The sequence below is a fragment of the Acinetobacter sp. SFA genome, from assembly GCF_001647535.1.
Classification (GTDB): domain Bacteria; phylum Pseudomonadota; class Gammaproteobacteria; order Pseudomonadales; family Moraxellaceae; genus Acinetobacter; species Acinetobacter pecorum.
Genome location: NZ_LSZI01000003.1, coordinates 31,161 through 54,845 on the forward strand (window position 1 = coordinate 31,161; position 23,685 = coordinate 54,845).

The following is a 23,685-nucleotide window of genomic DNA, read 5'->3' on the forward strand; positions in this document are numbered from 1 at the left end:
CCCCTTGTAAAACTAGGTTTAACCCCCAATTTTAAACCTCAATTGAATATTAAACGAAATTCCGTGAGGAGCATCGCCAGACATGGCTAAACGTGATTATTATGAGGTTTTGGGTGTCGCTAAAACCGCTAGTGATGATGAAATCAAAAAAGCCTACCGTAAGTTGGCGATGAAATATCACCCAGACCGTAACCCGGAAAATCCTGAAGCAGAAGAGAAATTCAAAGAAGCTTCAGAAGCTTATGAAGTCCTGTCTGATAGTGAAAAACGTAGCATGTACGACCGTATGGGCCATCAGGCCTTTGAAGGTGGTATGGGCGGTGGTGGCTTCGGCGGCGGTTTTAGCGCAGAAGACATTTTCAGTCAGTTTGGTGATATTTTCGGTGGTGCTTTTGGGGGTGGTGGTCGTAGCCAGCAACGTGCCCGCCGTGGTTCAGACTTACGCTATGTGATGGAATTGACCCTGGAAGAAGCAGTTAAGGGTGTCAAGAAAACCATTACCTTTACTGCACCGGCACCGTGTGATGCCTGTGATGGTAAGGGATCAAAAAATCCAAACGATGTAGAAACCTGTCCGACCTGTCATGGTGCAGGTCAGGTGCGTATGCAGCAAGGTTTCTTCTCGGTACAGCAGACCTGTAGCACCTGTCGTGGTCAAGGTAAAATCATCAAGAACCCATGTAATAAATGTCATGGTTCTGGTGTAGTAGACCGACAGCAAACTCTGGAAGTGACTATTCCTGCCGGGGTAGATAATGGCGACCGTGTACGCTTGACTGGTAAAGGTGAAGCGATCCGTGACGGCCAGCCTGGTGACTTGTACGTAGAAGTGGTGGTGCGTGAGCACGAAATCTTCCAGCGTGATGGGGCCGATCTGTATATGGATGTTCCAGTCTCGATCGTGGATGCTGCCTTAGGCAAGGAAATTCAGATTCCGACCCTCGACGGTCGTGTCAGCCTGAAAATTCCTGAAGGAACGCAAACTGGTAAACTGTTCCGTTTACGCGGTAAGGGTGTTAAGCCGGTACGTAGCAGTATGCAAGGCGATTTGCTGTGCAGGATTGTGGTTGAAACGCCAGTCAACTTAAGTTCACGTCAGCGCGAACTGTTAAAAGAACTCCAGGAAACCATGGATGGTGACGACAGCAAGTCATCACCGAAGAAAAAATCATTCTTTGACCGTTTATTCGATTAATGGAATGAAACTAGAAAAAGGACGCTTTGGCGTCCTTTTTTATGGCTTATAGCAAATTTTATTCTGCTGTAGGTTTCTCAATCAGAAGGGCCTGCATATTCTCAAGTCTTATCAATCCCGGCAAACCCCATTTTTAGATATAGTTTCCTAAATATGAATAGGTTTTAAATCTTTTCTCTGCCCTGATTTTTTCAAAAAGATCCCGGTCGCCCTTAGTAAATTTAATGATTTTAGGCAAGAAAATGATTTCATTTTCTCTACTAAACAACAAGTTGATATATCGATCTGGATTAGACCAGCCATGTCTATCTTTAAAATAGAAAGCTGAATAATCTGCACAGAATGCCTGAATACTCATATATTGTTTATAATCTATAAAGACTTTCTGCTGGCATAAATAAGCTAGAAAATAGAGGAATGATCCTTCTGAATAGGTATTTTTAATTTTTTCAAAGTTAATATCTTGTTTTAATTTTTCTAAAAGTGCCTCGGGTGAAGAATATAAGGCTTCTAGCAAAACTTCTAACCACTTTCCAATGATAAAACTACCTTTTGGAGAACCTAAGAACCAGGATTCGACACACGGCAGATCATGAATAAAATGACATTTTCTATAAAAGCCAATAAGTTCATAATGAGTTTGATTATATTGATTTAAGCCAGTAATGTTATTGATCGAGGTGTTGGTCAGAGTGGAGGCATCAATCCAAAAACCGCCATAATTGTATAGTAGAATAAGCCTTAATAAATCACTCCGAAAAGTAGGATTCATATCATCCTTAAATAAATCATATTCTGTATAGTCTCTTATATTGTCTTTATTAATTAAGGTAATCTCATAGCCCGGGTTTAAATTTTCAAGTTTTTTAACTATTTTGTTAATGAGCGGGGGAGGATTTGAATCCCAATATAACCATATATTTTTTTCAATAGATTTGGGTTGAGTGAGTTTATTGTATTCAAACAAATCTGAATAATGAAATTTTTCTGTTGTATCAACATAATCATTAAATTTTAAATAGAATTCTTCCCATCCTAAAGGTTTATCTGAGCCATTCACAATATTGAGATCTGATCTGCAGGATAAATATTTATTTTCTATTTTTATATTAAGGTGATATCCATGATGATGAACGATCAGATTTACTTCTTGTAAATTATCAGTTAAAGAAAATTTATTTTCTAGAAAGAATATATATTTCTTGGAATCATTTAGCTGAATAAAAATGTTTTTTCCATCAAACAGTACTTCATATATACCAATCGGGATACCATCCCTATAGCATTTTAATGAACTGGTCTCTAGGTCATAGCCCAATATACCACCATGGAAACCTACTAAATTTATATTATTCAAAATTAAACCCTGGATATCATTTATTTATATAAAATTATATTCAGCTTGCAAATATAATTAATGAGTCTTGTTGGATAGATAAATAAGTAATTTTATTGGAAATAGAAAAACTATATTATAAATTATTCCTCTTATAAAACCCCAAACGCAGTTAAAAAATATGAGGAAAAAGCTTCATTATTACGTTCTAAGTAATCAATTTTTCTAAAATCAACTTACTATTTTATATACAATATATTAATTTTTATAAATATAATCAATATGATGGAGAACCATAATTTTTTATATTTTTCTCCTATTCGCTTGTTTTCAGTCCTTTGTCAGGGAGCTTCATGGTCAGCCACAATTGAAACAGGAACTGTAGCAAGTATCTATAAGAACGGCTTTGTGACATGCTCACTGTCAGGGAGTTTCGTAAAAAAGTATTTTTATTGAATTTATGCAATGCATCTTAGTGTTATTCCAGAGTTTTGTTATAGTAAGAACAATTTTGGATCAACATCAGGACTATGTTATGTCAGCTACACCACGCATTGGGATTTTGGGTGCAGGCGGTCGTATGGGGCGTATCCTTATTCAGGCTGTGCATGAAGCAGGTTATCAATTGGCGGCTGCAGTAGAACGCCCTGAAAGTACCTTATTGGGTGCTGATGCGGGCGAACTTGCCGGAATTGGCGCAACAGGTGTGAAGGTCGTGGGTAGCCTTACAGATGTAGTCAAAGACTGTGATGTCGTGATCGATTTCACTGCACCCGCAGCCACCGTCAATCATCTTAAAATCTGCCGTGAAGCGGGTGTCGCCATCGTGATTGGTACGACGGGTATGAATGACGAGCAAAAAGCCTATCTGGAACAATCTGCGACGGAAACCCCTGTAGTCTATGCAGCGAATTATTCAGTGGGCGTAAACGTCTCGATCAAACTGCTTGAACTGGCATCTAAGGTGTTTGGTGATACGGTTGATATCGAAGTGATTGAAGCACATCACCGTCATAAAGTCGATGCGCCATCGGGTACAGCTTTGATGTGGGGTGAGGCGATTGCGGGTGCTTTAGGCCGTAACCTGAAAGAAGATGCGGTATATTGCCGTGAAGGTCATACTGGTCCGCGTGAGCGTAAGAGCATTGGCTTCCAGACCATTCGTGGTGGCGATATTGTCGGTGAACATACCGCAATGTTTATTGCCGACGGGGAGCGTGTGGAAATTACCCATAAAGCCACCAATCGCATGAACTTTGCTTCTGGTGCGGTACGTGCTGCTGCCTGGGTAGTGGGCCGTGAAGCGCGTAAATATGATATGAAGGACGTGCTTGGTTTTAACGATATTCAGGTTTAAAATCGAGTTAAAATCATTTATAAAAAAATCTAAAACTAAAATAAGACGAATAAAAAATGCAAAAAATGATTTTCCTGCTCTGTGCAGTGGCGCTTGGTGCCATTGCGCAGGCCAAGCCTGTCGGGACGCCTAAACTCAGTATTCATAAAAATAATATCAAGGTCTGGACCTACCAGAATGAACAAAACCCGGTCTTTCTCTATAAAGCTGAAACCACCTATACCGCACCCATTGAAAATGCCGTGTCCCTGATTCTAAATGTCGAGCATGCCGTACAGTGGGTTCCCTATATGGGCAGCATCAAGATCCTGTCCCGTGATGATAAAAAAGGCGACTTTACCCTGTATATGGTGCTGGATTTTCCATTTCCCTTAAAAGACCGTGACCTGATTGTACAGGGCAAGATGATCAAGGAAGCCAATGGCCAGATCACCATCAAGAATAAAGCCATCCAAAGTGGTTATCCTTTAAACCCGGATTATGTGCGTTTAACCGATTATCAGGGGGACTGGACTTTTCAGAAACTGGCCAATAACCAGGTCAAGGTTTCAACCTATGGTTATGCCAATCCGGAAGGTTCCATTCCTTTGACTTTTGTGAATATGTTTGTGCAACAGCAGCCTTATCAGATGCTGCAAAAGATGAAGACTGAACTGGCCAAACCTGCCAGTATTGCGGTCTTGCCTAAAGCCCTGCAATAAAAAAGACCCAATTTCTGGGTCTTTTTAACAGCTGAAAATAAGCAGGATTTAAGCTGTAAAATCTGCTTTAAGCACAATCCGGTAACGGGCTTTGCCTGAATGCAGATGTTCAATCGCCTGGTTCAGCTGTGACATCGGGAATACTTCAATTTGCGGAGCAATATTTTTACGTGCAGCAAATTTCAGCAGCTGGCGCAGTGCAGCCGGCGAACCTGTCGGTGAGCCGCTTACTGACTTGGCCCCACCAATCAGCATGCCAGCCGGAATCTGCATCGGTTCCAGAGGTACACCGAGCATATGTACAGTACCATTGGGTGCCAGAGTTGCCAGATAAGCCTGCCAATCCAGAGTCACATTGACCGTACTCAGCAATAAATCAAACTTGCCACGCTGGGCTTTTAAGGCAGCCGAATCACGGCTATTGACCACATGGTCAGCGCCCATGCCTTTCAGCTCATCACTTTTATCCAGATTTGAGGTGAAAGCGGTAATCTCACAGCCCCAGGCTTTTAGCAGCTTGATGGCCATATGCCCTAAACCGCCAATACCAATTACGCCAACATGGTGAATGGCCTGAATCTGATGTTTCAGGATCGGATCAAATACGGTAATCCCGCCACAGAGCAGGGGGCCAGCACTTTCAGGATCAAGATCTTCGGGTAGGGGAATGACCCATTGCCATCCGGCACGCACTTTGTCGGCAAAACCACCGGCATGTCCGACAATGGTAGCCACCTGACCGCCAGTACACAGCACCTGCTGGCCTGAAATACAAGGATCGCAATATTGGCAACTTTCTGCCGTCCAGCCGATACCCACCCGTTGACCCACTTTCAGGCCTTTGGCTTCTGCACCCAGATGGGTAATGGTACCGATAATCTCATGTCCTGCTACAACCGGATACACTGAAGAACCCCAGTCATTATTGATCACTGAAATATCGGAATGACAGAGACCGCAGTATTCTACTTTGATTTCGACCTGATGCGGTTGCAGTTCTCCGGCATCAAACTGATAAGGTTCAAGTTCCGCACCTGCAGACATGGCTGCATAAGCTTGAATAATATTATTCGACATGATTTCGACTCTTATTTAAATGGGAGGATATTGTTTTAAAGTCACAATGATTTTCATGGTCATCGACCATACCAACGGCCTGCATAAAGGCATAGCAAATGGTGGGTCCGACAAATTTAAAACCGGCCTGTTTAAGGGCTTTAGACATCTGCTGACTCTCAATGGTTTGAGCGGGTGCTTGCCGATAATCCACAACATCATTATTCAGTCGCGGTTGCTGTGCAAAAGACCCGAGCCAATCCACCAGATTAATCCCTTGCTGTCGCAGCTTTAGCCATGCTTGGGCATTTTCCCGAATGGCATTGAGTTTGCCGCGATGCCGTATCAGGCTAGCATCTTCGAGTTTTATTTGGAGTTGTTGATCTGTAAGTGAGGCGATAGATTCGATCGAATATTTAAAAAAATGTTCACGATAAGCTTCACGTTTTTTAAGAACGGTAATCCAAGCCAGACCGGCCTGCTGTCCTTCCAGACACAGCATTTCAAACAGGCGATTTTCATCCAGCAGGGCCTGTCCCCATTCCTGGTCATGGTAGGTGATATACAGCGGATCATCGGAGCACCAGCCACAGCGTTGCACAGTCATGTGATGCTCCTTGTTTTGATGCTTTTATAATTTAAACACAGTCCATTGATCCTGCTGATTGTCCCAGTACCACAGTTCAGCCTGATCCAGATCGCTAAATTGAATCCACATATCTTTACCAGCCTTGTCAGCATAGCCGGTACTGATCAGAAGCGCATCCTCGGTAATTTCCATCACCCAGCCCTGATAAGTTTGACCATTCAATACAATTTTTTGTTGATTGCCTGATTCAGCAAATTCCACCAGACGATTGATCAACGCTTCTGACATGTAAATATCCTAAAATTAACGTAAATAGGGATAAGGGTTGACCACACCGCGGCCCTTGCCCTGTAAATAGATTCCATAATGCAGATGAGGAGCAGTATGCCGGGCATTACCGCTATTGCCGACATAACCGATCAGCTGGCCTTTTTTGACATGGTCGCCTACTTTTAAGCCACGTTTATGGCCATCCAGATGCGCATAATAATGCCAGGAGCCGCCTGGACCCAGAATCCAGACTACTTTACCACCCAAATTGTTATTACGTAAATCCGCAATCAGGCCCTCAGTCGCGCTAAAAACTTTGGTTCCACGTGGAGCCAGGATATCAATGCCTTCGTGCAGACGTCCGCGACTGCGAGAAGCGCCCCAGGTATCTGTTAATTCACGTGCCTGTACGCGTGCCACCGGGATTGGCAATGAACTAGGCATTTGCAGGCTGTTGAGCTTCTTCACCAGGATAGGGTTCAGTTGTACAGCGGGGGATTTTTTCGGTGTACTGCTACAGGCTGCCAGCAGCACAGTGATGAAAGCAATCCATGTCAAAGCAAGGTATTGGCGCACTTTATTCATCCTTAAATATTGGCAATGCTCATGTCGAGCTGATCGATATTTTGCTTTGTCCAGACTATGTCACAGATTGACGCTAGTGATCAATTTTTTCATGGCAGTCGGAATACCGGCATCGGTTGCTGTTTGTGGACTCATCCAGCAGCCTTGCAGTTCAATCGCCAGATGCTCCTGCTGATACTGATCTACAGCAAAAACAATCGCTTCAAGGTGCCAGGTAAAATGGGTAAAACTGTGGCTAATCTGGGTCTTTTTGACGATATTTTTCAGGCCCAGCTGCTGGCATCGCTGTTCCAATTCATGTGCATTTTCAATAATCGGCAGACACCAGAGACCGCCCCAAAGACCACTATTGGGACGTTGCTGCCAGAGCCAGTCTGTACCGGACTGGATCAGCAAGACCTGCGCAGAACGTACCGGAACCGGTTTTTTAGCCTTCTTGAAAGGCAATTCATTTTCCAGTCCTTGCTGATGTGCCTTGCAATGCTGCTGCATGGGACAATACAGACACAAAGGCTTTTTTGGCGTACATACGGTTGCTCCCAGATCCATAATCGCCTGGGTATAGTTATGATTGCGTTCAATAGGACAGAGCTGCTCCGCCAGCTGCCATAGGGCACGTTCATGCACTGGTTTGGACAGATCATCTTCAATGGCAAAGAAACGTGACAATACCCGTTTAACATTACCATCCATAATTACGCCATATTGACGTAAACCGAGTGACATCAGGGCGCCCGCGGTAGAACGGCCAATGCCGGGCAAAGCCATCCATTCTTCCAGAGTATGAGGGAACTGCTGCTGTGCCGTCACGATGCCGGCCGCTTTATGCAGATTGCGGGCGCGGGCATAATAGCCGAGACCTGCCCAGTAAGGTGCAACCTCATCCCATGAGGCTTGACCTAAGTCCTGAACAGTCGGGAAACGCTGGATAAATCGTTCGAAATATTGCAGTACAGTTTTGACCTGGGTTTGCTGCAACATGATTTCAGAAACCCAGACTTTATAGGGATCATCGGTCACCTGCCAGGGCAAGTCATGACGACCATGCACATCAAACCATTCCAACAGGGCATCTGAAAATACGAACATGAACACCTAGCAACCGAATAAACAGCAGCTAGTATAGCGGAATCAGCAGGGTGGGAATGTGAAAAGTAGGATAAAAATAGCTGCTCATTTGTTTGGGCAGAAGAGTGATTTCAAAAAAATAAACGCTCCGTAGAGCATTTATTTTTGATATAGAACCCGGTTAATCGTTAATTCCCCAGCGCTCATCCAGCTTCAAGGTTTTGCCTGCATAACGCGGAATAATATGAATATGCAGATGTTCTACCTTTTCCTGAAATACTTCACCATCAATAAAACCGACATGAAATCCGGCAGGCTGGTAGCGTAATTGCAGTTCATTACGTGCCTGTTCCAGTAAAGACATCAAACTTTTACGTTCTTTGTCGGTCACTTCAAAAAATGAGGCCACATGCCGTAATGGAATCACGACACAGTGACCTTCGGACAATGAATTCGGTTCAGGCAACACCACACCATAATCATTTTTGGCAATGACATCATATTCGTCAAAATTGCAGTAGGGGCAGTTGGTTTCAGCCGTCATATACATTCTCCTCTGGTAGGATTTATCTTTCTTTTCTTCATGAAGTATCTGAAATATTCAGCCTGTAAACAAGCCGAATAGTTGTTTCTATTTATGCCAAACAGCGATCCAGTAGGGCGTACATTGCTGCCAGGCCTTTTTGTTCCGCTTCTGGATTGTAGCCAAGATCCACGCCATTGGCTTTGGCCCGTTCATCGGCAAGCGGGTTGCTAAAGCCATGTTTGGCATTTTCAAAAACAGTCACTTCATGTTTGACCTTGGCAGCCTGCATTTCCTCGCGGAAACTGGCAACATCATCCAGCGTTACCATACTGTCCAGTTCTCCATGCAGCACTAGGATTTCTGCCTGTACCTGACCTTCCTGAGCCGGTGCTTTTGGCGTCAGATTGGCATGAAAAGTGACGACTGCTTTTAATGGGGCATTGGAACGGGCCAGATCCAGTACGACTTTGCCTCCGTAGCAGAAACCAATCGCTGCGAGTTTTTCGGGATTAACTTCATCCTGCGCTGCCAGAGCATTCAAAGCCGCTGTGGCACGGTTAACGATGGTGTCAGGATCTGCAAAAGTCTGCATCATCCACTGATATGCCTGATCAGAATTGGTCGTGACTTTTTTGTCCCCATACATGTCCATGGCCAAGGCCGCATAGCCATGTTCTGCAAGTTCACGGGCACGCTGTTCGGTATATTCGTTACGACCCCACCATTCTGGTGCAACCAGTATACCGGCAACAGGAGTATCAGTTTCTGGTGCGGCAAAATAACCGATTAATGGGCTGCCATCCTGTGCAGTGTAATGAATTTCGCGGGTCTTGATTGCTGCCATGCTGACGTCCTCTATTGTTGTTGAATCGCTTGATTAAAACATAACATAGCAAAACTGGTCGGGATGTGACATGAAAACTTGCAATTTAGGGAGGTTGAAAGGCATAAAAAAAGAGAGGTAAATCTAGAACCTCTCTGCTTTTTTATCAGGAAAAATAGGATTTATTATTTAATAATTTCCAGTAATTCCACATCAAAAATCAAGGTACTGTTCGGCTCAATTACATCCCCTGAACCAATTTGTCCGTAGGCCAGTTCAGCCGGAATGAAGAAACGATATTTGGCACCTTCTTTCATCAGCTGCAAGCCTTCGGTCCAGCCAGTAATGACCTGGGTGGTACGGAATACCACGGGCTGATTACGGGCAATCGAACTGTCAAAAACTGTACCATCAATCAAACGGCCTTCATAATGTACGCGGACATTACTGTTTGCATTCGGCGATTTGCCTTTACCTTCCTGAAGAATCTGATATTGCAGGCCTGATTTGGTGGTTTTGATCCCAGGTTTTTTGGCATTCTCTGCCAGAAATGCCTGACCAATTCTGGCATTTTCATCAGCCTGTTTTTTCAGGGTAATCAGCTCTTTGGCTTCTGCCTGGCGCTTGAACTGGGTCAGTACCCGCGCCATCTCTTCTTCACTTAAAGTCGCCTGTTTTCCGGCAGCAGCAGCTTTTAAACCGGCACTGAAGGCATCCAGATCAATACCTTGTAAAGAGTCTGCATTACTTTTTCCCATCAGATAACCAAAGCTGTAACCCACCTGTTCTGCTTCAGAACTTTTAGTGGTGATGTCTTTGGCAAAAAGACTGCCAGAACTTAGCAGTAAAACCAGCAAGCTTATTTGTATTTTCATTATCATTTCTCAAAATAAAGGAGAGCACAATGCTCTCCTTATTCGTGGATTATTTGACTTCGATCAGTTCCACATCAAAAATCAAAGTGCTGTTAGGAGGAATAGTTCCTGGTACGCCCTGTTCGCCATAAGCCAGTTTTGCCGGAATATATAGCGTGGCTTTACCGCCTTCTTTCATTAGTTGCAACCCTTCGGTCCAGCCTGGAATTACCTGGTTGAGTGGGAACTCAATCGGCTCACCACGTTCGACCGAGCTATCAAATACGGTACCATCAACCAGTTTTCCGGTGTAATGGACTTTCACGATTGACGATGCCGCAGGCTGTTTGCCGGTGCCTTCTTTAGTGACTAGATATTGCAAACCAGATGCTGTGGTTTTTACCCCTGCTTTTTTGGCATTTTCAGTCAGGAAAGTATCGCTGGATGCTTGAGCCTGCTTGGCACTGTCGACTTGCTTTTGCTGCATTTCTTTCTGGAACTGCTCATAAGCGGCCTGTAATTCTTCTTCAGTATAAGCAGGTGCAGTACGGGCATGACCTTCACGAACACCTGTCACAAAGCTGTCAATATCCAGCTCAGGTGGAGTTTGGTGAGCGACTTCATAACCAAGTGCATAGCTGATTTTAGAAACAGCTGAGGCATTTTTAGATGCTTTTGTTGTTTGAGCAGCTGGGTTTTGAGTTGCATAGTAAACAGGTACTAGCGCGGCACCGCCTAAAAGAACAGCGACAGCAATCGGTAAGGCCTTACTCATGTATTATTCCAATCTAATGTTATCGTGGAGGTTCATTCCATCTTAGCAGAAAATTTTGAGAAATCTTGCAGAATGGGTGGTTTTTTAGCAAGCGAATACCGCAATTCTGTTGAAGCTGGAAGACATAAAAAAAACCAGCAATTGCTGGTTTTTTTTATGAATGGGGTCAGCTATTTTGTACTCTAGACTTATAACTGTAAATGTAATCGTAAGTATAGCTTCCTGCGGCCGAAGGCTGAATATCATTCAGGATAAAGCCATTTACGATACAACCGGCTTGTTTAAAACGGTTCAATGTCAGCTCAAGCTCCTTCATTTGAGTTTTTGCATAGCGTGCCACGACCAAATTGAGTCCGACATATCGGGCTACGATAGTCGCATCCGTGACCGCCAATACAGGTGGTGTGTCAATAATGATATGGTCATAGTGTGGAATCACAGATTGCAGTAGCTCCTGAAAGCATACCGAATTAAGAAGCTCAGATGGATGGGTTGAGCTTTTACCGCAGGTGATGACATTTAAGTTCGGAAGATTGGTGTTTTGTATCGTCTGTTCTAATGTAATTTGCTCATTCAGGTATTCAGTTAATCCATTTTGATGATCCAGATCAAAATATTTGTGGATATGACCACGACGCAAGTCTGCATCAATCACCAGTACGCGTTTGTTTTTTTCTGCCATGATGACCGCCAGGTTGCTACAAACAAATGATTTTCCAACTTTGGGTGCGGGACCTGAAATCATAATGATGTTGTTCTTGGCCTGGCCAAGGGCAAAATGGCTCGCAGTGCGGATGCTGCGCAAACTTTCGATCGCAATATCATCGCTATGTTTAAGGGCCAATACAAAAGGAATATTTTTCTTTTTCAGGAGTTTTAGCCCAGGTTTCTGACTCGGGGAGTGTGCGATATTCGCATAGACCGGAAGCCCCAGTTGATATTCTATCTGACTGCTCTCTTTCACCCCGGAACGCAGCATATTGCGGAATAATGCCACCAGGATTCCCAGGAAAATACCGAACCAGAAGGCGAGGAACAGAATCAGGGGTGTTTTCTGTTGCATCTGGTCAATCGGTTCAAGTGCGGTATCAATGATATGGACATTGCCAATTTCACCCGCTTTGGCAATACGCAGTTGCTGATAGGAATTTACCAGGTTGGTATACAGTTGCTGTTTGACTTCTACATCACGTGACAGTTGCAAGAACTGGCGTTGGATCTCTGGAACATTTTTAAGTGCGGTATTCAGCTCGCCAATCTTGCCATTGATGACCCGAAGTTGAGCGGTAATTTCCCGCATGGCCGGATGTAGTGCTGCATATTTGGCACCTATTTCAGCCTGTCTCTGTTCGAGTAAGACTTTTTGTGTTTCGAGGGTGACGCTCTGGTTTAAGTACAATTCAGATTCTTTAGCAATATCAACAGTATTATGCTGTTGGCGGAATTTATTAAAGGCAAATTCTGCATTATCCAGCTGTTTTCTTAAATCCGGTAATTGTTCATCCAGAAATGCCAGTGTCTGGGCTGTTTCTGTGGAACGGCGTGTAATATTATGCTGGCTATAAAGGGCTAAAATCGTGTTCAGTACTTTGGTGATGTGCTGTTTATCTTGCCCCTGATAACGAAGCTGCAGAACACCACTCAGTTCGCCTTTTTCTGTAACGGAGTAATTGGCGAGAATGGAATCAATCGCTGTAGGCAGCGAGAGTTTTTGAACTCGATAGCTGTTATCTAGCTTATCCTGAGTGAAGATGGCAACTTTCCAGTCTCCCTGTGCAGCTTTGCCTTGAACGGCCTGGTTAAGTGGCCCTTGAAAGACAATTTCTTCTGTAGCTGGATTGATCAGGCTAAAGCTCTGTGGTTGAAATTTTAGCAGGAGACTTTTATCCAGATACGCTGCAGGAACTTCAAACTGACGGATATCAAAGCTTTTAAAACCTTCTTTAAAGCGTACTGTTTCAGGCTGATATTCGGTTTGCGAGTTTCTTCCCTGAATAAGACGGTTGATAAAAGATTCTTCAGTACTGGCGATATGCAGATCCAGATTTAAGCGATCAATCACGGATTCAAGAATAGTGCGTGATTTTAACACCTCAATCTCAGCATTCGACGAAGACATCTGACTAATAATACTTGACAGGCTGCCTAATAAAGCAGCTGATGCCCCTCTACTTTCCTCGACCTGGACAATTGCATCTACCTTATAGCTAGGGGCTGCGGTACGTATGTACAGCAGCACGACAATCAGGCTGAGCAAGCCACATAAAAGGATGAGTTTCCATTGCGCGAGCAGGGAAAAGAACACCCCTTTTAGGTCAATCATATTTTCGGTATTGTTATTTTTGTTCATAATTTTACTATCTAAAAGTTTAAAAGTGATTTTTCCAGTCAGTGAGTTATTTTTTAATAAAATTATATAAAATAATCAAAGACTTGCTGCCTTTGCGAAAAAGGACTCTAAAATTCTGGTTATATGGTCCTTTCTTGAAATATCTAACCCGCATAAGGCCAGATATTTTAATAATGATCAGAAGAAGACAGTTCTTATTGTGTCTGTTTCATATACAGTATTAAGCACCTGGTACTATAACTAAACTACCTATCGTATAGCCGAGTCAGCGACATATGAAAATGGAAGAATCTGGCTCACAACGCGTTCCCAACGAGTCAGACCTGTGGCATCTACATAGACAATATCGTTACTACGCATCTTGAACTGTTTGGCCAGGCCAAAATCTCCAAGGTTGTTTAAACTTAAGTGATATATGTCGGTCATCTTGTTATCGGAATTGCCACGTAAGACATAAATCCGGCTAGCACTCGCTGAATAGGGGTTGATGCCTTCACTTTCACCCAGTACATCCGCAAGCGTCATTCCCTGATCACGTATTGGCAACGGTTTATTGGCACCTGCTTCCCCTATCACATAGATTTTCTGGTTTTCACGAGGGCTGATATAAAGAGTGTCATTTGGTTGAATCAAGAGTTTATGTAAAGAATATCCCGCCTTTTCCAGTGCAATAGTATTCAGGTCATAGGTCACCCCCTGACGTACCAGTTGAATTGAAGTCGAGTCACCCTGCTCATTGATACCGCCAGCCAGACCTAATGCTGTATAAACACTGATCGGTTGGTCAGATAGGTAAAACTGTCCTGCCGATTTCACATTGCCAACCACAGAATAGCGTTGTCCTTGATATGAAATCACGCGTACCACTACATCCGGGCGGTTTAAATAAGGTGTTAATAGGCGTCGTACTTCCTGATTCACTTGCGGAAGAGTTTTTCCTGCTGCTTTATAGCGTCCAATGAATGGAAAGTGAATATAACCATTCCGGTCAATTTGATAGCCGTTGTTATTATCGCTGGCCGTAGGGGCGGCACTGATTTCAGGATAAGCCCATAATTGAAAAGATAAGATATCACCCGGATTCAAGCGGTAATCCTGCACCTCGGTCTGAAATAAAGCAGCATAATGACTGAGATTATTTGTTTGGGCCGACTGTACGACAGGCAGGGTTTGCTGATTTAATTGCACCAGATTGACAGGTGTTCCTAGCTCAGTTTGATAGATGCCTTCTTTCGGTAAATTATAGGTTTGAAAGCCGGATATTGCTGCACATCCAACTAAAGATAGGCTTAAGGTAAAAATACCTAAAAGGTGTCTATGGTTCACTTGAAACCCCTTTATTTTTATATGTTCAGAATTGGTATTTATTAATAATTATTAATTTTTTTAATTCGATTTATGTGATTAACGTCTAAAAAATATAATATATCACATACCTTGTCTATAGCTATTTTTGACCCAATTAAATAACGCCAGGCTAAGATTTTGCAAAAAGATGGACGAAAATGGACGTGAAAGCTTGATTGAACAAGCGGTAGAGATATAGAAAATTTTTTAAGATTATAAAGAAGATTAATTGTTTCTAATTGTTATTTTTTAATAGATGAGTTGAATCCAATGAAAGAAGCAATAACGATAGAAATTAATCGAGGAAAGTATTTTTATATAATTTTTATCTGATCTAAAGGTTTCTTAGATTGTTGATTTTTATTTAATTTAAGCATTAGTTTAATAATTTATAGAATAATTATGCCTTATGGAATTAAAATAAAACATTGTTAATTAAAGTATTGGAATAAAAAAAATGATGAATATTAGAACAATATTGGCTGGAAAGTGTGTGCAGGATTAAGATCAATATAGGGTAAAAATATTTTTAAAAACGAAAATAGATTCATAAAATGTAACTACATTTAAGTATCGGCTTTTTTTGTAAGTGGTTTGTGTAATAGAATTAATATATCTTATGAACAAATCAATAAAAATAGAGAAGCTTAAAAGGCATCAATATATTAAAAATAATTAGTGAAAAGTAGAATAAAAATATTAAAGGGTATTTAAAATGGTGATGAAAATATTAGTGACTGGTGGAGCCGGTTTTATTGGATCTGCTGTCATCCGGCATCTGGTCAAGGAGACTGAACATCAAGTCTTAAATGTTGATAAGTTAACTTATGCGGGTAATCTAGAATCTTTAATTTCTATATCGGATCACCCACGTTACCATTTCTCTCAAACTGATATTTGTGATCATGCAGCTTTAACACGATTATTTGCAAGCTTTGAACCCGATGTGGTCATGCATCTAGCGGCAGAGTCTCATGTGGACCGATCCATCGATGGCCCGGCCGAATTTATTAAAACAAATATTGTCGGTACCTATACCTTATTAGAAGCTGCACGAAAGTATTGGCAAAAGCTGCCTGAAATTAAAAAATCCAGATTCAAATTCCACCATATTTCAACAGATGAGGTCTATGGAGATTTGGAAGGCACAACCGATCTGTTTGCAGAAACCACACCTTATTTGCCAAGTTCACCTTATTCGGCCAGTAAGGCCAGCTCGGATCATCTGGTGCGTGCTTGGCATAGAACTTATGGTTTGCCAGTCGTGGTCACAAACTGTTCCAATAACTATGGACCTTATCATTTTCCTGAAAAACTGATTCCTTTGATGATCCTCAATGCTTTGGAGGGGAAACCCTTACCAGTGTATGGCAACGGTCAGCAGGTTCGGGACTGGCTTTTCGTAGAAGACCATGCCCGCGCTTTATATCAGGTTGCGACTCAAGGCATTGTAGGTGAGACCTATAATATTGGCGGATGGAATGAAAAACAAAATATAGACGTAGTCAAAACCATCTGTCAGATTTTAGATGAATTAAAACCCCAACTGAATGGGGAACGTTATGAAAGCCTCATAACTTTTGTTAATGATCGGCCTGGACATGATCTGCGCTATGCCATTGATGCTTCAAAAATTGAACGGGAACTGGGGTGGAAGCCACAGGAATCATTCGAGACCGGTATCCGTAAAACTGTGCAATGGTATCTGGATAATCTGACATGGTGTCATCGCGTTCAGGATGGTTCTTATCAGCGTGAACGTTTAGGGGAGGCAGTCTAATGGCTAGCACAACCAAGGGGATTATTTTAGCCGGTGGTTCGGGCACACGTTTGCATCCGATTACCAAAGGCATCTCGAAACAGCTACTTCCGATTTATGACAAACCGATGGTTTATTACCCATTATCTGTCCTGATGTTAGCTGGTATCAGTGACGTTCTGGTTATTAGTACGCCAGAGGATATTGAGGGATTTAAGCGTTTATTGGGAGATGGTTCACAGTTTGGCATGGAGCTGAGTTATGCAATTCAGCCTCGCCCTGATGGTTTGGCACAAGCCTTTATCCTGGGCGAAAAATTTATTGGCCAAAGCAATGTATGTCTGGTGCTGGGCGATAATATTTTCTACGGGCAAGGTTTTACCCCTATGCTACGTCAAGCTGCAGCACGGCAAAAAGGAGCAACGGTATTTGGTTATCAGGTGAAAGATCCTGAGCGCTTTGGCGTGGTGGAATTTGATGAACAGCACCGCGTGATTTCAATTGAAGAAAAACCGAAACATCCTAAATCTAACTTCGCCGTAACGGGCCTGTATTTTTATGACAATGATGTGATTCAAATTGCCAAACAGGTGCAACCCTCCGAACGGGGTGAGCTGGAAATTACCTCGATTAATCAGGCATATCTGGAACGAGGTGATTTAAATGTTGAATTGTTGGGGCGTGGGTTTGCCTGGTTGGATACAGGAACACAGGGCAGTCTGCTTGAGGCAGCTCAATTTGTAGAAACTATTGAAAAACGTCAGGGTTATAAAGTGGCCTGCCTGGAAGAAATTGCATTGAATAATGGCTGGCTGAGCAGAGAGGAAGTTTTAGCGATTGGTCAAACAATGAATAAAAATGGCTATGGACAATATCTGATTTCTTTAGTGGGGTAATAACGATGAATCTTATCGAATGGATAGAATTACCTAATCTGGGAGATCATCGTGGTAGCTTGGTGGTCGCCGAAGCTAATCGGAATGTTCCTTTTAGTATACAGAGGCTCTATTATATTTTCGGTGCTCAGCCTGATGTTCCTCGTGGATTTCATGCACATAAAGACCTTCAACAAATTGCTTTTTGCATTCAAGGCAGTTGCAAAATGCTGATGGATAATGGCAAAGAAAAGCTAGAGGTCTTAATAGGTCAGTCTAATAAAGGATTATTTATCCCGCCAATGGTTTGGCATGAGATGCATGATTTTTCCAAAGATTGCATATTGCTGGTATTGGCAAGCGATTATTATGATGAAAGCGATTATATCCGCAATTATGACCAGTTTTTAAAAGAACTGCATAAGACCTGTACGCAATAGTGAATTAAAATAATAGCATAATAAAAAACAGGGTTTTAAATAATAATAAATATTAAGGAGATGTATGAGATGATTAAGCCGCTTACATCGTTGCGTATGTTTTTTGCGCTATTTGTTTTTCTGAGTCATTTGGCTTTTCTCAAAAATGACACATATTATGCAGATGTTTTTAATAATATTTTTAATGAAGGATTTTTAGGTGTCAGTTTCTTCTTTATATTAAGTGGATTTATTTTAGCCTATAACTATAGAGAAAAATTTCTCACTGGAAGTATTTCAAAAAAAGAGTTTTATATTTCTCGCTTAGCACGGGTATATCCGGTACATATTGCAACTACGGTGATTGTGCTTCTATTAACCTTTATCCAGTATGGACAAGGGTGGGAATACCTGTTTCAGCATATTTTTCTGATGCAAAGCTTTTTTCTGGAAGAAAATATTCATTTTTCATTAAATTCTCCTTCCTGGAGTATTTCTGATGAAATGTTCTTTTACTTACTTTTTCCCTTTGCACTTTTAATATCTGAAAAATTAAGAGGCTATATTTTTATTTTGTATTTTATAGGTATTTTACTATTAAATTTTCAGCTGGATAAAAATCAGAATCACTATTGGCTATATATCTCACCATTTGTGCGTTTTTCTGATTTTTTACTGGGCATGGTCCTGTTTGATATTTTTGAAAAAATAAAATTAAGTTACTCTAAAATAAACCGATCTGTTTTCGTTATTGAAATTGCAGCAATTTTGCTTTTTGTTCTATTCTTTGTATTTCATGATGATATCAATATAAGTTACAGGTATTCTATTTACTACTGGCTACCGATGGCAGCTATTATCCTTGTTTTTGCATTATCTCATGTTGCAAAGGAAAAGAGCATTATTACTAGATTTTTATCAAGTAAATATATGGTACTAGCGGGTGAAATTAGTTTTTCTTTTTATCTGCTTCATGTTTTAGAAATTCAAGTTTTAAATTATATAAAAAAGCTACTGTCATTCGATATAGATTTAATGCTGTTTTCAGGAATTATTTTTATAATCACCTTGATCGCTAGTTTTTTAATGTATAAATATATCGAAAAACCTCTCAATAGGAAAATGAAACAATTTTTATTAGAACCAGGTTTTAAATCTAAGAGTTATGAACTAAATAAATAAACTTTAATTTTAATAGAATTGAAATTAAAAAATAAATAAAAAATGATGTGAGATTGATAAGAATGATTCCTTTTCTTGATCTAAAAGCAATAAACGCGCAATACCGTGAAAAACTTATAACTGCTTGTACGCAGGTCATTGATTCAGGCTGGTATATATGTGGCAAAGAATTAGAAGAATTTGAACGAAATTTTGCAAACTATTGTGGTACACAGTATGCCGTCGGAGTGGCAAATGGACTGGATGCACTTATTCTGACCCTACGTGCATGGAAGGAATTGGGAAAACTTCATGAGGCAGATGAAGTCATTGTGCCTTCAAATACCTATATCGCAAGTATTCTCGCGATTTCACAAAATAATTTAAAACCGGTGCTGGTCGAACCGGATGTTCATACTTTTAATATTGATACTAAAAAAATTGAAGCAGCCATTACAGACCGAACCAAGGCAATTTTACCAGTTCATTTATATGGACAGCTTGCTGCAATGCCAGAAATTATGAGTATTGCCAAGAAATACCATCTACTGGTTTTAGAGGATTCAGCCCAAGCTCACGGTGCTGAAATAGGGGGTAAAAAAGCAGGAAATTGGGGAGATGCCTCAGGCTTTAGTTTTTATCCGGGTAAAAACTTGGGTGCATTAGGAGACGGGGGAGCGATTACCACCAACGATGCCGAGTTAGCCGATATGCTAAAGGCTATACGTAATTATGGTTCACATGAAAAATATAAAAATCTGGTACCTGGAGTAAATAGTCGCCTTGATGAAATCCAGGCTGCAATTCTAAATATAAAACTGAAATTTTTGGACCGGGAGAACCAGCATCGCCGCCAGATTGCAGATCTCTATTTAAAAGGAATTCAAAATCCGGCCATTGAGCTTCCACTCATAATTATAGACACGGAAACTTATACCCAGCATGTTTGGCATTTGTTTGTCATTCGAACCAGACATCGGGAAGAATTACAAAAATATCTGGCAGACCATGGGGTACAGACACTGATTCATTATCCGATTCCACCGCATAAACAACAAGCTTATAAAGAGTGGAATGACTTAAGTTTACCAATTTCAGAACAAATTCATGCCGAGGTCTTGAGCTTGCCGATCGGGCCTACTTTATCTGTAGATGAAGCAAAGCAGATTGTTCAGTTATGTAATGGTTTTCAAATATAGATGAATTTACTTACGACCAGCGTACTCAATGGTGTGGCGGTGTTGATTAAGACCCTAACCCTGTTTGTACTGAATAAAATTCTGGCTGTATATCTGGGACCGACTGGATATGCCGCTTTAGGACAATTTCAAAATTTTATTCAAATGGTGACCACTTTTGCGGGTAGCGCAATTAATACTGCCGTCATTAAATATACGGCCGAGTATCATGAAGACCAAAACAGACAACGTGCAATCTGGAAAACGGCAGGCAGTCTTGTTTTTCTATTCAGCCTGATTTTTGCAATACTAATTTTAATTTTCCAAAGCCAGCTATCACTGTATATATTTCATACTCTTGAATATCAAAATGTTTTCGTATGGTTCGCAGTATTTTTAGTATTTTTTAATTTTAATACCTTGTTTTTAGCAATATTAAATGGAAAAAAAGAAATATTAAAACTGGTTATTGCCAATATTGCAGGCAGTTTATTCGCGCTTATTATTACCAGTATTTTGGCTATAAAATTACACCTATATGGTGCCTTGATTGCATTATCTATTTATCAGTCTATTGCATTTATAGTGACTTTATTTCTGTGTTATCGAGCGAAGTGGTTTAAATTTTCATCTCTGTTTGGAAAAATAGACCTCGAAATTACTAAAAAATTTAGTTCTTTTGTCTGGATGGCATTGGTGAGTGCAATCTGCGTGCCTTTATCGCAAATGCTGATTCGCGCCTATTTAAGCCAGGAGTTTGGCCTGGCATATGCAGGATACTGGGAAGCGATGATCCGTCTAAGTACCGTATACCTGATGCTGGTTACAACAATATTGGGAGTCTATTACTTACCACGTTTATCAGAACTCAAGATGCTTGATGAAATTAAGAAAGAAATCTATTTAGGCTACAAGTTCCTGTTTCCACTGGCTGTGGCAGGTGGAATCATCGTTTTTGTGCTACGTGATTGGATTATCAACGTATTGTTCAGTCCCTCTTTCGCACCCATGCAAAGCCTGTTCTTTTGGCAAATGATGGGTGATGCATTAAAAATAGGGAGCTGGATACTTGCTTATTTAATGTTAAGCAAAGCCATGACCAAACTGTATATTTCTACAGAAATTATATTTACTGTGTCCCTTCTGGTTTTGACCTATGTATGTACCCAGGTTTTTGGATTTGAAGGGGTTTCAATTGCTTACCTGGTAAATTACGGGATATATTGGATAGTTATCAGTTTATTTATATTTAAACCATTAGAATAAAAAGAGATATAATATGAAAATTGAATACCCTTTAATTTCTATCATTATACCAAGTTATAATCATGAGAGATTTGTGTGTGACAGTATCCGGAGTGTCATTGAGCAGTCGTATCAGAATATTGAGTTAATTGTCATTGATGATGGATCTACAGATTCTTCCGTAGAAAAAATCCAAGAACTGATTCCGCTCTGTGAAAAACGATTTACCCGATTTGAGTTTAGACATCGACCCAATCAGGGCTTGAGTGCAACCTTGAATGAAGCATTAGAATGGACACAGGGAGAATATTTTTCTTCTCTGGCTTCAGATGATATAATCTTAAAAGATAAAATAAAAATACAATCCGAATTTTTAAACCAGAACAAAAATTGTATCGCAGTATTTGGAGGAGTGGCGGTTATTGATAATGAGTCCAATCTTGTCAAAAATAGGGTAAAAAAAAGACAAAGTTATAATTTTGAAAAAATTTTATTATTAGAACATGATTTGCCAGCTACGACCCAACTGATCCGATCTAAAGCTTTGAAAAAAATTGGCGGTTATGATGCTAAGGTAAAAATCGAAGATTGGTATATGTGGCTGCTTTTAGCACAGGAAGGGGAGTTATGTTATCTTCCTGTTATTTTTGCTAAATACAGGCTACATGATAATAATATGCATAAACAGACGTCACTTATGCATGATTCGAGAATGATGATTTTAAATGAGTACCAAAATCATATTCTATTTAATAAAGCAAAAAAAAGAGCTTTATGGATAAATGCATTCGAGTTAGGGTTATTTTCCAAAAAACAATCATTAGAAAAAATGCTCAGTATTTTGAGAGAATATCCATCTGAAATTTTAACATATGATTTTTTCAGGTTTTTTTACTGGTTATTGATTAAAAAAGATTTTTAATATAAATAAGTTTGATAAATATTGTTAATTTTGTTAGAGAAAAATAATTTTAAAATATCTTAAATAAGAAAATAATTAAATTAGTAATATAAATATTAATCGGTTCTTTTGCTTTTCTGCTAAGTAAAAGACAATAAAAAAGGAATGGATAATGATTATTTTAAATGAAACTAATTCAAAAAATAACATTATTTTTTTAAGTGATACTAATATAAGAGATAAGTCAATTATATATCTTATACTGTTTTCATTTTTTTTATCTCAGTTTTATTTTTGGTCAAGTGGAGTTCCACAATTCAGCCATATTTTTATTATGGGTGCTATTTTATTACTATTTAGCAAAAGCTCTAAAATAAATATTGAATATTCAAATATAATTTTATTATTTGTTGCTTATGCAATTTGTATAAATTTTGCTTGGTATTTAATTGTTCTCGATTCAAGTTATATGATGTCGACTGTTTACTGGATATTTAATTTATTGTTTTTTCTATTAATGATGAATTTAAATCAAGTTCAGATTAATTTTTTCTATGAAAAATTATTATTCCTTATCCCTTTTTCCTATATTGTTGAAATTATTATCTGGGCAAGTAACTTAGGTCGTTATGATTTTGAACCTCGATACAATGGTCTTTTTAATGATCCTAACCAGATGGCATTTTGGGTGCTGAGTAGCTGTGCAATTTACCTATATATTTCAGGAAACAGCTTTAAAAAAATAACAGTCTATTTTTTAGCCTTATTCTTGATTTTATTGACCATGTCAAGATCTGCTTCAATTGGTTTTTTAATGTTAACTCTGGGACTTATATTTAGTCAAAAAGGGGACCTGAATAAAAGAATATTTGTATTCATTGGAACATTAGTGCTTTTTGGAAGCTTAAGCTACTTTTTATATAACTTGGGGATCTTTGATAGCGTTGTACTACGCTTTATGGAAGGGTTAGATCAACGAGACAGTCAGGTAGAAGGGCGTGGTCTTTTTAGTTTTTTAGATTATCCTCAATATTTAATTTTTGGTGCTGGGCAAGGCGCCCACTGGTTATATAACCCTACAGGAAATGAAATTCACTCAACTTGGTTAGGTATCTTATTTTATTATGGGATTATAGGAATATCCTTATTTTTAATATTTTTATATCAAATATTCAAGAAACTATCGCTTTCCAACAAGATGATATTATTAGGGCCAATGTTATATGGGTTTACTACTTATAGCGCAAGAACAATTATTTTTTGGTTTTTATTGGCGGCTTTTTTATTATTTTCAAATAATAATAAGGATGAATAA

General features: G+C 40.1%; 23 protein-coding genes. 11 read left to right on the forward strand and 12 right to left on the reverse strand.

Annotated features, from left to right (window positions below; translation table 11 throughout):
* Window positions 1–82 precede the first annotated feature (82 nt).
* On the forward strand, window positions 83–1,195 hold the full coding sequence (gene dnaJ / locus AY607_RS02450; RefSeq protein ID WP_064096871.1) for a molecular chaperone DnaJ: 1,113 nt from the start codon (window positions 83–85) through the stop codon (window positions 1,193–1,195).
* 133 nt (window positions 1,196–1,328) lie between these two features.
* Here the strand turns inward: dnaJ and AY607_RS02455 are convergent, their stop codons facing one another.
* Window positions 1,329–2,552: a glycosyltransferase family 32 protein gene (locus AY607_RS02455; protein ID WP_064096872.1), complete on the reverse strand. Its 1,224-nt coding sequence runs from the start codon at window positions 2,550–2,552 to the stop codon at window positions 1,329–1,331.
* 514 nt (window positions 2,553–3,066) lie between these two features.
* On the opposite strand from AY607_RS02455, the gene dapB reads away from it, so the two are divergent.
* Window positions 3,067–3,888: a 4-hydroxy-tetrahydrodipicolinate reductase gene (dapB, locus tag AY607_RS02460; RefSeq protein WP_064096873.1), complete on the forward strand. Its 822-nt coding sequence runs from the start codon at window positions 3,067–3,069 to the stop codon at window positions 3,886–3,888.
* A gap of 56 nt (window positions 3,889–3,944) precedes the next feature.
* Window positions 3,945–4,589, forward strand: coding sequence for an START domain-containing protein (locus AY607_RS02465; protein WP_064101659.1), 645 nt, complete (start codon window positions 3,945–3,947; stop codon window positions 4,587–4,589).
* Window positions 4,590–4,637: 48 nt separating this feature from the next.
* On the opposite strand, the gene ahr is transcribed toward AY607_RS02465, so the two are convergent.
* The 11 genes from ahr to AY607_RS02520 form a co-directional block, all read right to left on the reverse strand.
* Window positions 4,638–5,666, reverse strand: coding sequence for an NADPH-dependent aldehyde reductase Ahr (gene ahr / locus AY607_RS02470; RefSeq protein WP_064096875.1), 1,029 nt, complete (start codon window positions 5,664–5,666; stop codon window positions 4,638–4,640).
* Window positions 5,656–6,252 (reverse strand): DNA-3-methyladenine glycosylase I, encoded by a 597-nt coding sequence (locus AY607_RS02475; RefSeq protein ID WP_064096876.1) that lies wholly within the window; start codon window positions 6,250–6,252, stop codon window positions 5,656–5,658. The genes ahr and AY607_RS02475 overlap by 11 nt, the downstream gene beginning before the upstream one ends.
* Window positions 6,253–6,276: 24 nt before the next feature.
* Window positions 6,277–6,522, reverse strand: a complete 246-nt coding sequence (locus tag AY607_RS02480; RefSeq protein WP_064096877.1) for a hypothetical protein — start codon at window positions 6,520–6,522, stop codon at window positions 6,277–6,279.
* A gap of 15 nt (window positions 6,523–6,537) precedes the next feature.
* Complete coding sequence (locus AY607_RS02485; protein WP_064101734.1) at window positions 6,538–7,080, reverse strand: M23 family metallopeptidase; 543 nt, start codon at window positions 7,078–7,080, stop codon at window positions 6,538–6,540.
* 69 nt (window positions 7,081–7,149) lie between these two features.
* Window positions 7,150–8,178 carry an A/G-specific adenine glycosylase gene (gene mutY / locus AY607_RS02490; RefSeq protein ID WP_064101660.1) on the reverse strand — a complete coding sequence of 343 codons (1,029 nt, stop codon included), beginning with the start codon at window positions 8,176–8,178 and terminating at the stop codon, window positions 7,150–7,152.
* 160 nt (window positions 8,179–8,338) lie between these two features.
* On the reverse strand, window positions 8,339–8,701 hold the full coding sequence (locus AY607_RS02495; protein ID WP_064101661.1) for an HIT family protein: 363 nt from the start codon (window positions 8,699–8,701) through the stop codon (window positions 8,339–8,341).
* A gap of 91 nt (window positions 8,702–8,792) precedes the next feature.
* Window positions 8,793–9,527: a dienelactone hydrolase family protein gene (locus AY607_RS02500; RefSeq protein ID WP_064101662.1), complete on the reverse strand. Its 735-nt coding sequence runs from the start codon at window positions 9,525–9,527 to the stop codon at window positions 8,793–8,795.
* Between the two features lie 164 nt (window positions 9,528–9,691).
* Window positions 9,692–10,381 (reverse strand): FKBP-type peptidyl-prolyl cis-trans isomerase, encoded by a 690-nt coding sequence (locus AY607_RS02505; protein ID WP_064096881.1) that lies wholly within the window; start codon window positions 10,379–10,381, stop codon window positions 9,692–9,694.
* A gap of 49 nt (window positions 10,382–10,430) precedes the next feature.
* On the reverse strand, window positions 10,431–11,135 hold the full coding sequence (locus AY607_RS02510) for an FKBP-type peptidyl-prolyl cis-trans isomerase (RefSeq protein ID WP_064096882.1): 705 nt from the start codon (window positions 11,133–11,135) through the stop codon (window positions 10,431–10,433).
* Between the two features lie 166 nt (window positions 11,136–11,301).
* The gene (locus tag AY607_RS02515) at window positions 11,302–13,485 is read right to left on the reverse strand and encodes a polysaccharide biosynthesis tyrosine autokinase (protein ID WP_064101663.1); all 2,184 of its coding nucleotides are present in this window, start codon (window positions 13,483–13,485) and stop codon (window positions 11,302–11,304) included.
* A 249-nt stretch (window positions 13,486–13,734) separates the two neighbouring features.
* Window positions 13,735–14,811 (reverse strand): polysaccharide biosynthesis/export family protein, encoded by a 1,077-nt coding sequence (locus AY607_RS02520; RefSeq protein WP_064101664.1) that lies wholly within the window; start codon window positions 14,809–14,811, stop codon window positions 13,735–13,737.
* A 742-nt stretch (window positions 14,812–15,553) separates the two neighbouring features.
* Here AY607_RS02520 and rfbB point away from each other — a divergent pair.
* The 8 genes from rfbB to AY607_RS02560 all read left to right on the forward strand — a co-directional run bounded on the left by rfbB (window position 15,554) and on the right by AY607_RS02560 (window position 23,685).
* The gene (gene rfbB / locus AY607_RS02525; RefSeq protein WP_064101735.1) at window positions 15,554–16,612 is read left to right on the forward strand and encodes a dTDP-glucose 4,6-dehydratase; all 1,059 of its coding nucleotides are present in this window, start codon (window positions 15,554–15,556) and stop codon (window positions 16,610–16,612) included.
* A complete protein-coding gene (gene rfbA, locus AY607_RS02530; protein WP_064096885.1) occupies window positions 16,612–17,487 on the forward strand; it encodes a glucose-1-phosphate thymidylyltransferase RfbA in 876 nt (291 codons plus the stop codon). The genes rfbB and rfbA overlap by 1 nt, the downstream gene beginning before the upstream one ends.
* A gap of 5 nt (window positions 17,488–17,492) precedes the next feature.
* On the forward strand, window positions 17,493–17,906 hold the full coding sequence (locus AY607_RS02535; RefSeq protein ID WP_064101665.1) for a sugar 3,4-ketoisomerase: 414 nt from the start codon (window positions 17,493–17,495) through the stop codon (window positions 17,904–17,906).
* Window positions 17,907–17,975: 69 nt separating this feature from the next.
* The gene (locus AY607_RS02540; RefSeq protein WP_064101666.1) at window positions 17,976–19,067 is read left to right on the forward strand and encodes an acyltransferase family protein; all 1,092 of its coding nucleotides are present in this window, start codon (window positions 17,976–17,978) and stop codon (window positions 19,065–19,067) included.
* 62 nt (window positions 19,068–19,129) lie between these two features.
* Window positions 19,130–20,245 (forward strand): DegT/DnrJ/EryC1/StrS family aminotransferase, encoded by a 1,116-nt coding sequence (locus AY607_RS02545; protein ID WP_064101667.1) that lies wholly within the window; start codon window positions 19,130–19,132, stop codon window positions 20,243–20,245.
* The gene (locus AY607_RS02550; protein WP_064101668.1) at window positions 20,246–21,490 is read left to right on the forward strand and encodes an O-antigen translocase; all 1,245 of its coding nucleotides are present in this window, start codon (window positions 20,246–20,248) and stop codon (window positions 21,488–21,490) included.
* Window positions 21,491–21,503: 13 nt separating this feature from the next.
* Entirely contained in the window at window positions 21,504–22,391 is an 888-nt protein-coding gene (locus tag AY607_RS02555) for a glycosyltransferase family 2 protein (RefSeq protein WP_064096890.1), read from the forward strand.
* A 151-nt stretch (window positions 22,392–22,542) separates the two neighbouring features.
* A complete protein-coding gene (locus AY607_RS02560) occupies window positions 22,543–23,685 on the forward strand; it encodes an O-antigen ligase family protein (protein ID WP_064101669.1) in 1,143 nt (380 codons plus the stop codon).

Coding starts and splice junctions, on each gene's coding strand:
- AY607_RS02505 (WP_064096881.1), bottom strand. CDS start 10,381: ATGAAAATACAAATAAGCTTGCTGGTTTTACTGCTAAGTTCTGGCAGT.
- AY607_RS02535 (WP_064101665.1), top strand. CDS start 17,493: ATGAATCTTATCGAATGGATAGAATTACCTAATCTGGGAGATCATCGT.
- dnaJ (WP_064096871.1), top strand. CDS start 83: ATGGCTAAACGTGATTATTATGAGGTTTTGGGTGTCGCTAAAACCGCT.
- rfbB (WP_064101735.1), top strand. CDS start 15,554: ATGAAAATATTAGTGACTGGTGGAGCCGGTTTTATTGGATCTGCTGTC.
- AY607_RS02555 (WP_064096890.1), top strand. CDS start 21,504: ATGAAAATTGAATACCCTTTAATTTCTATCATTATACCAAGTTATAAT.
- AY607_RS02495 (WP_064101661.1), bottom strand. CDS start 8,701: ATGACGGCTGAAACCAACTGCCCCTACTGCAATTTTGACGAATATGAT.
- AY607_RS02540 (WP_064101666.1), top strand. CDS start 17,976: ATGATTAAGCCGCTTACATCGTTGCGTATGTTTTTTGCGCTATTTGTT.
- AY607_RS02545 (WP_064101667.1), top strand. CDS start 19,130: ATGATTCCTTTTCTTGATCTAAAAGCAATAAACGCGCAATACCGTGAA.
- AY607_RS02560 (WP_064101669.1), top strand. CDS start 22,543: ATGATTATTTTAAATGAAACTAATTCAAAAAATAACATTATTTTTTTA.
- AY607_RS02515 (WP_064101663.1), bottom strand. CDS start 13,485: ATGAACAAAAATAACAATACCGAAAATATGATTGACCTAAAAGGGGTG.
- ahr (WP_064096875.1), bottom strand. CDS start 5,666: ATGTCGAATAATATTATTCAAGCTTATGCAGCCATGTCTGCAGGTGCG.
- mutY (WP_064101660.1), bottom strand. CDS start 8,178: ATGTTCGTATTTTCAGATGCCCTGTTGGAATGGTTTGATGTGCATGGT.
- AY607_RS02465 (WP_064101659.1), top strand. CDS start 3,945: ATGCAAAAAATGATTTTCCTGCTCTGTGCAGTGGCGCTTGGTGCCATT.
- AY607_RS02510 (WP_064096882.1), bottom strand. CDS start 11,135: ATGAGTAAGGCCTTACCGATTGCTGTCGCTGTTCTTTTAGGCGGTGCC.
- dapB (WP_064096873.1), top strand. CDS start 3,067: ATGTCAGCTACACCACGCATTGGGATTTTGGGTGCAGGCGGTCGTATG.
- AY607_RS02550 (WP_064101668.1), top strand. CDS start 20,246: ATGAATTTACTTACGACCAGCGTACTCAATGGTGTGGCGGTGTTGATT.
- AY607_RS02500 (WP_064101662.1), bottom strand. CDS start 9,527: ATGGCAGCAATCAAGACCCGCGAAATTCATTACACTGCACAGGATGGC.
- AY607_RS02475 (WP_064096876.1), bottom strand. CDS start 6,252: ATGACTGTGCAACGCTGTGGCTGGTGCTCCGATGATCCGCTGTATATC.
- rfbA (WP_064096885.1), top strand. CDS start 16,612: ATGGCTAGCACAACCAAGGGGATTATTTTAGCCGGTGGTTCGGGCACA.
- AY607_RS02480 (WP_064096877.1), bottom strand. CDS start 6,522: ATGTCAGAAGCGTTGATCAATCGTCTGGTGGAATTTGCTGAATCAGGC.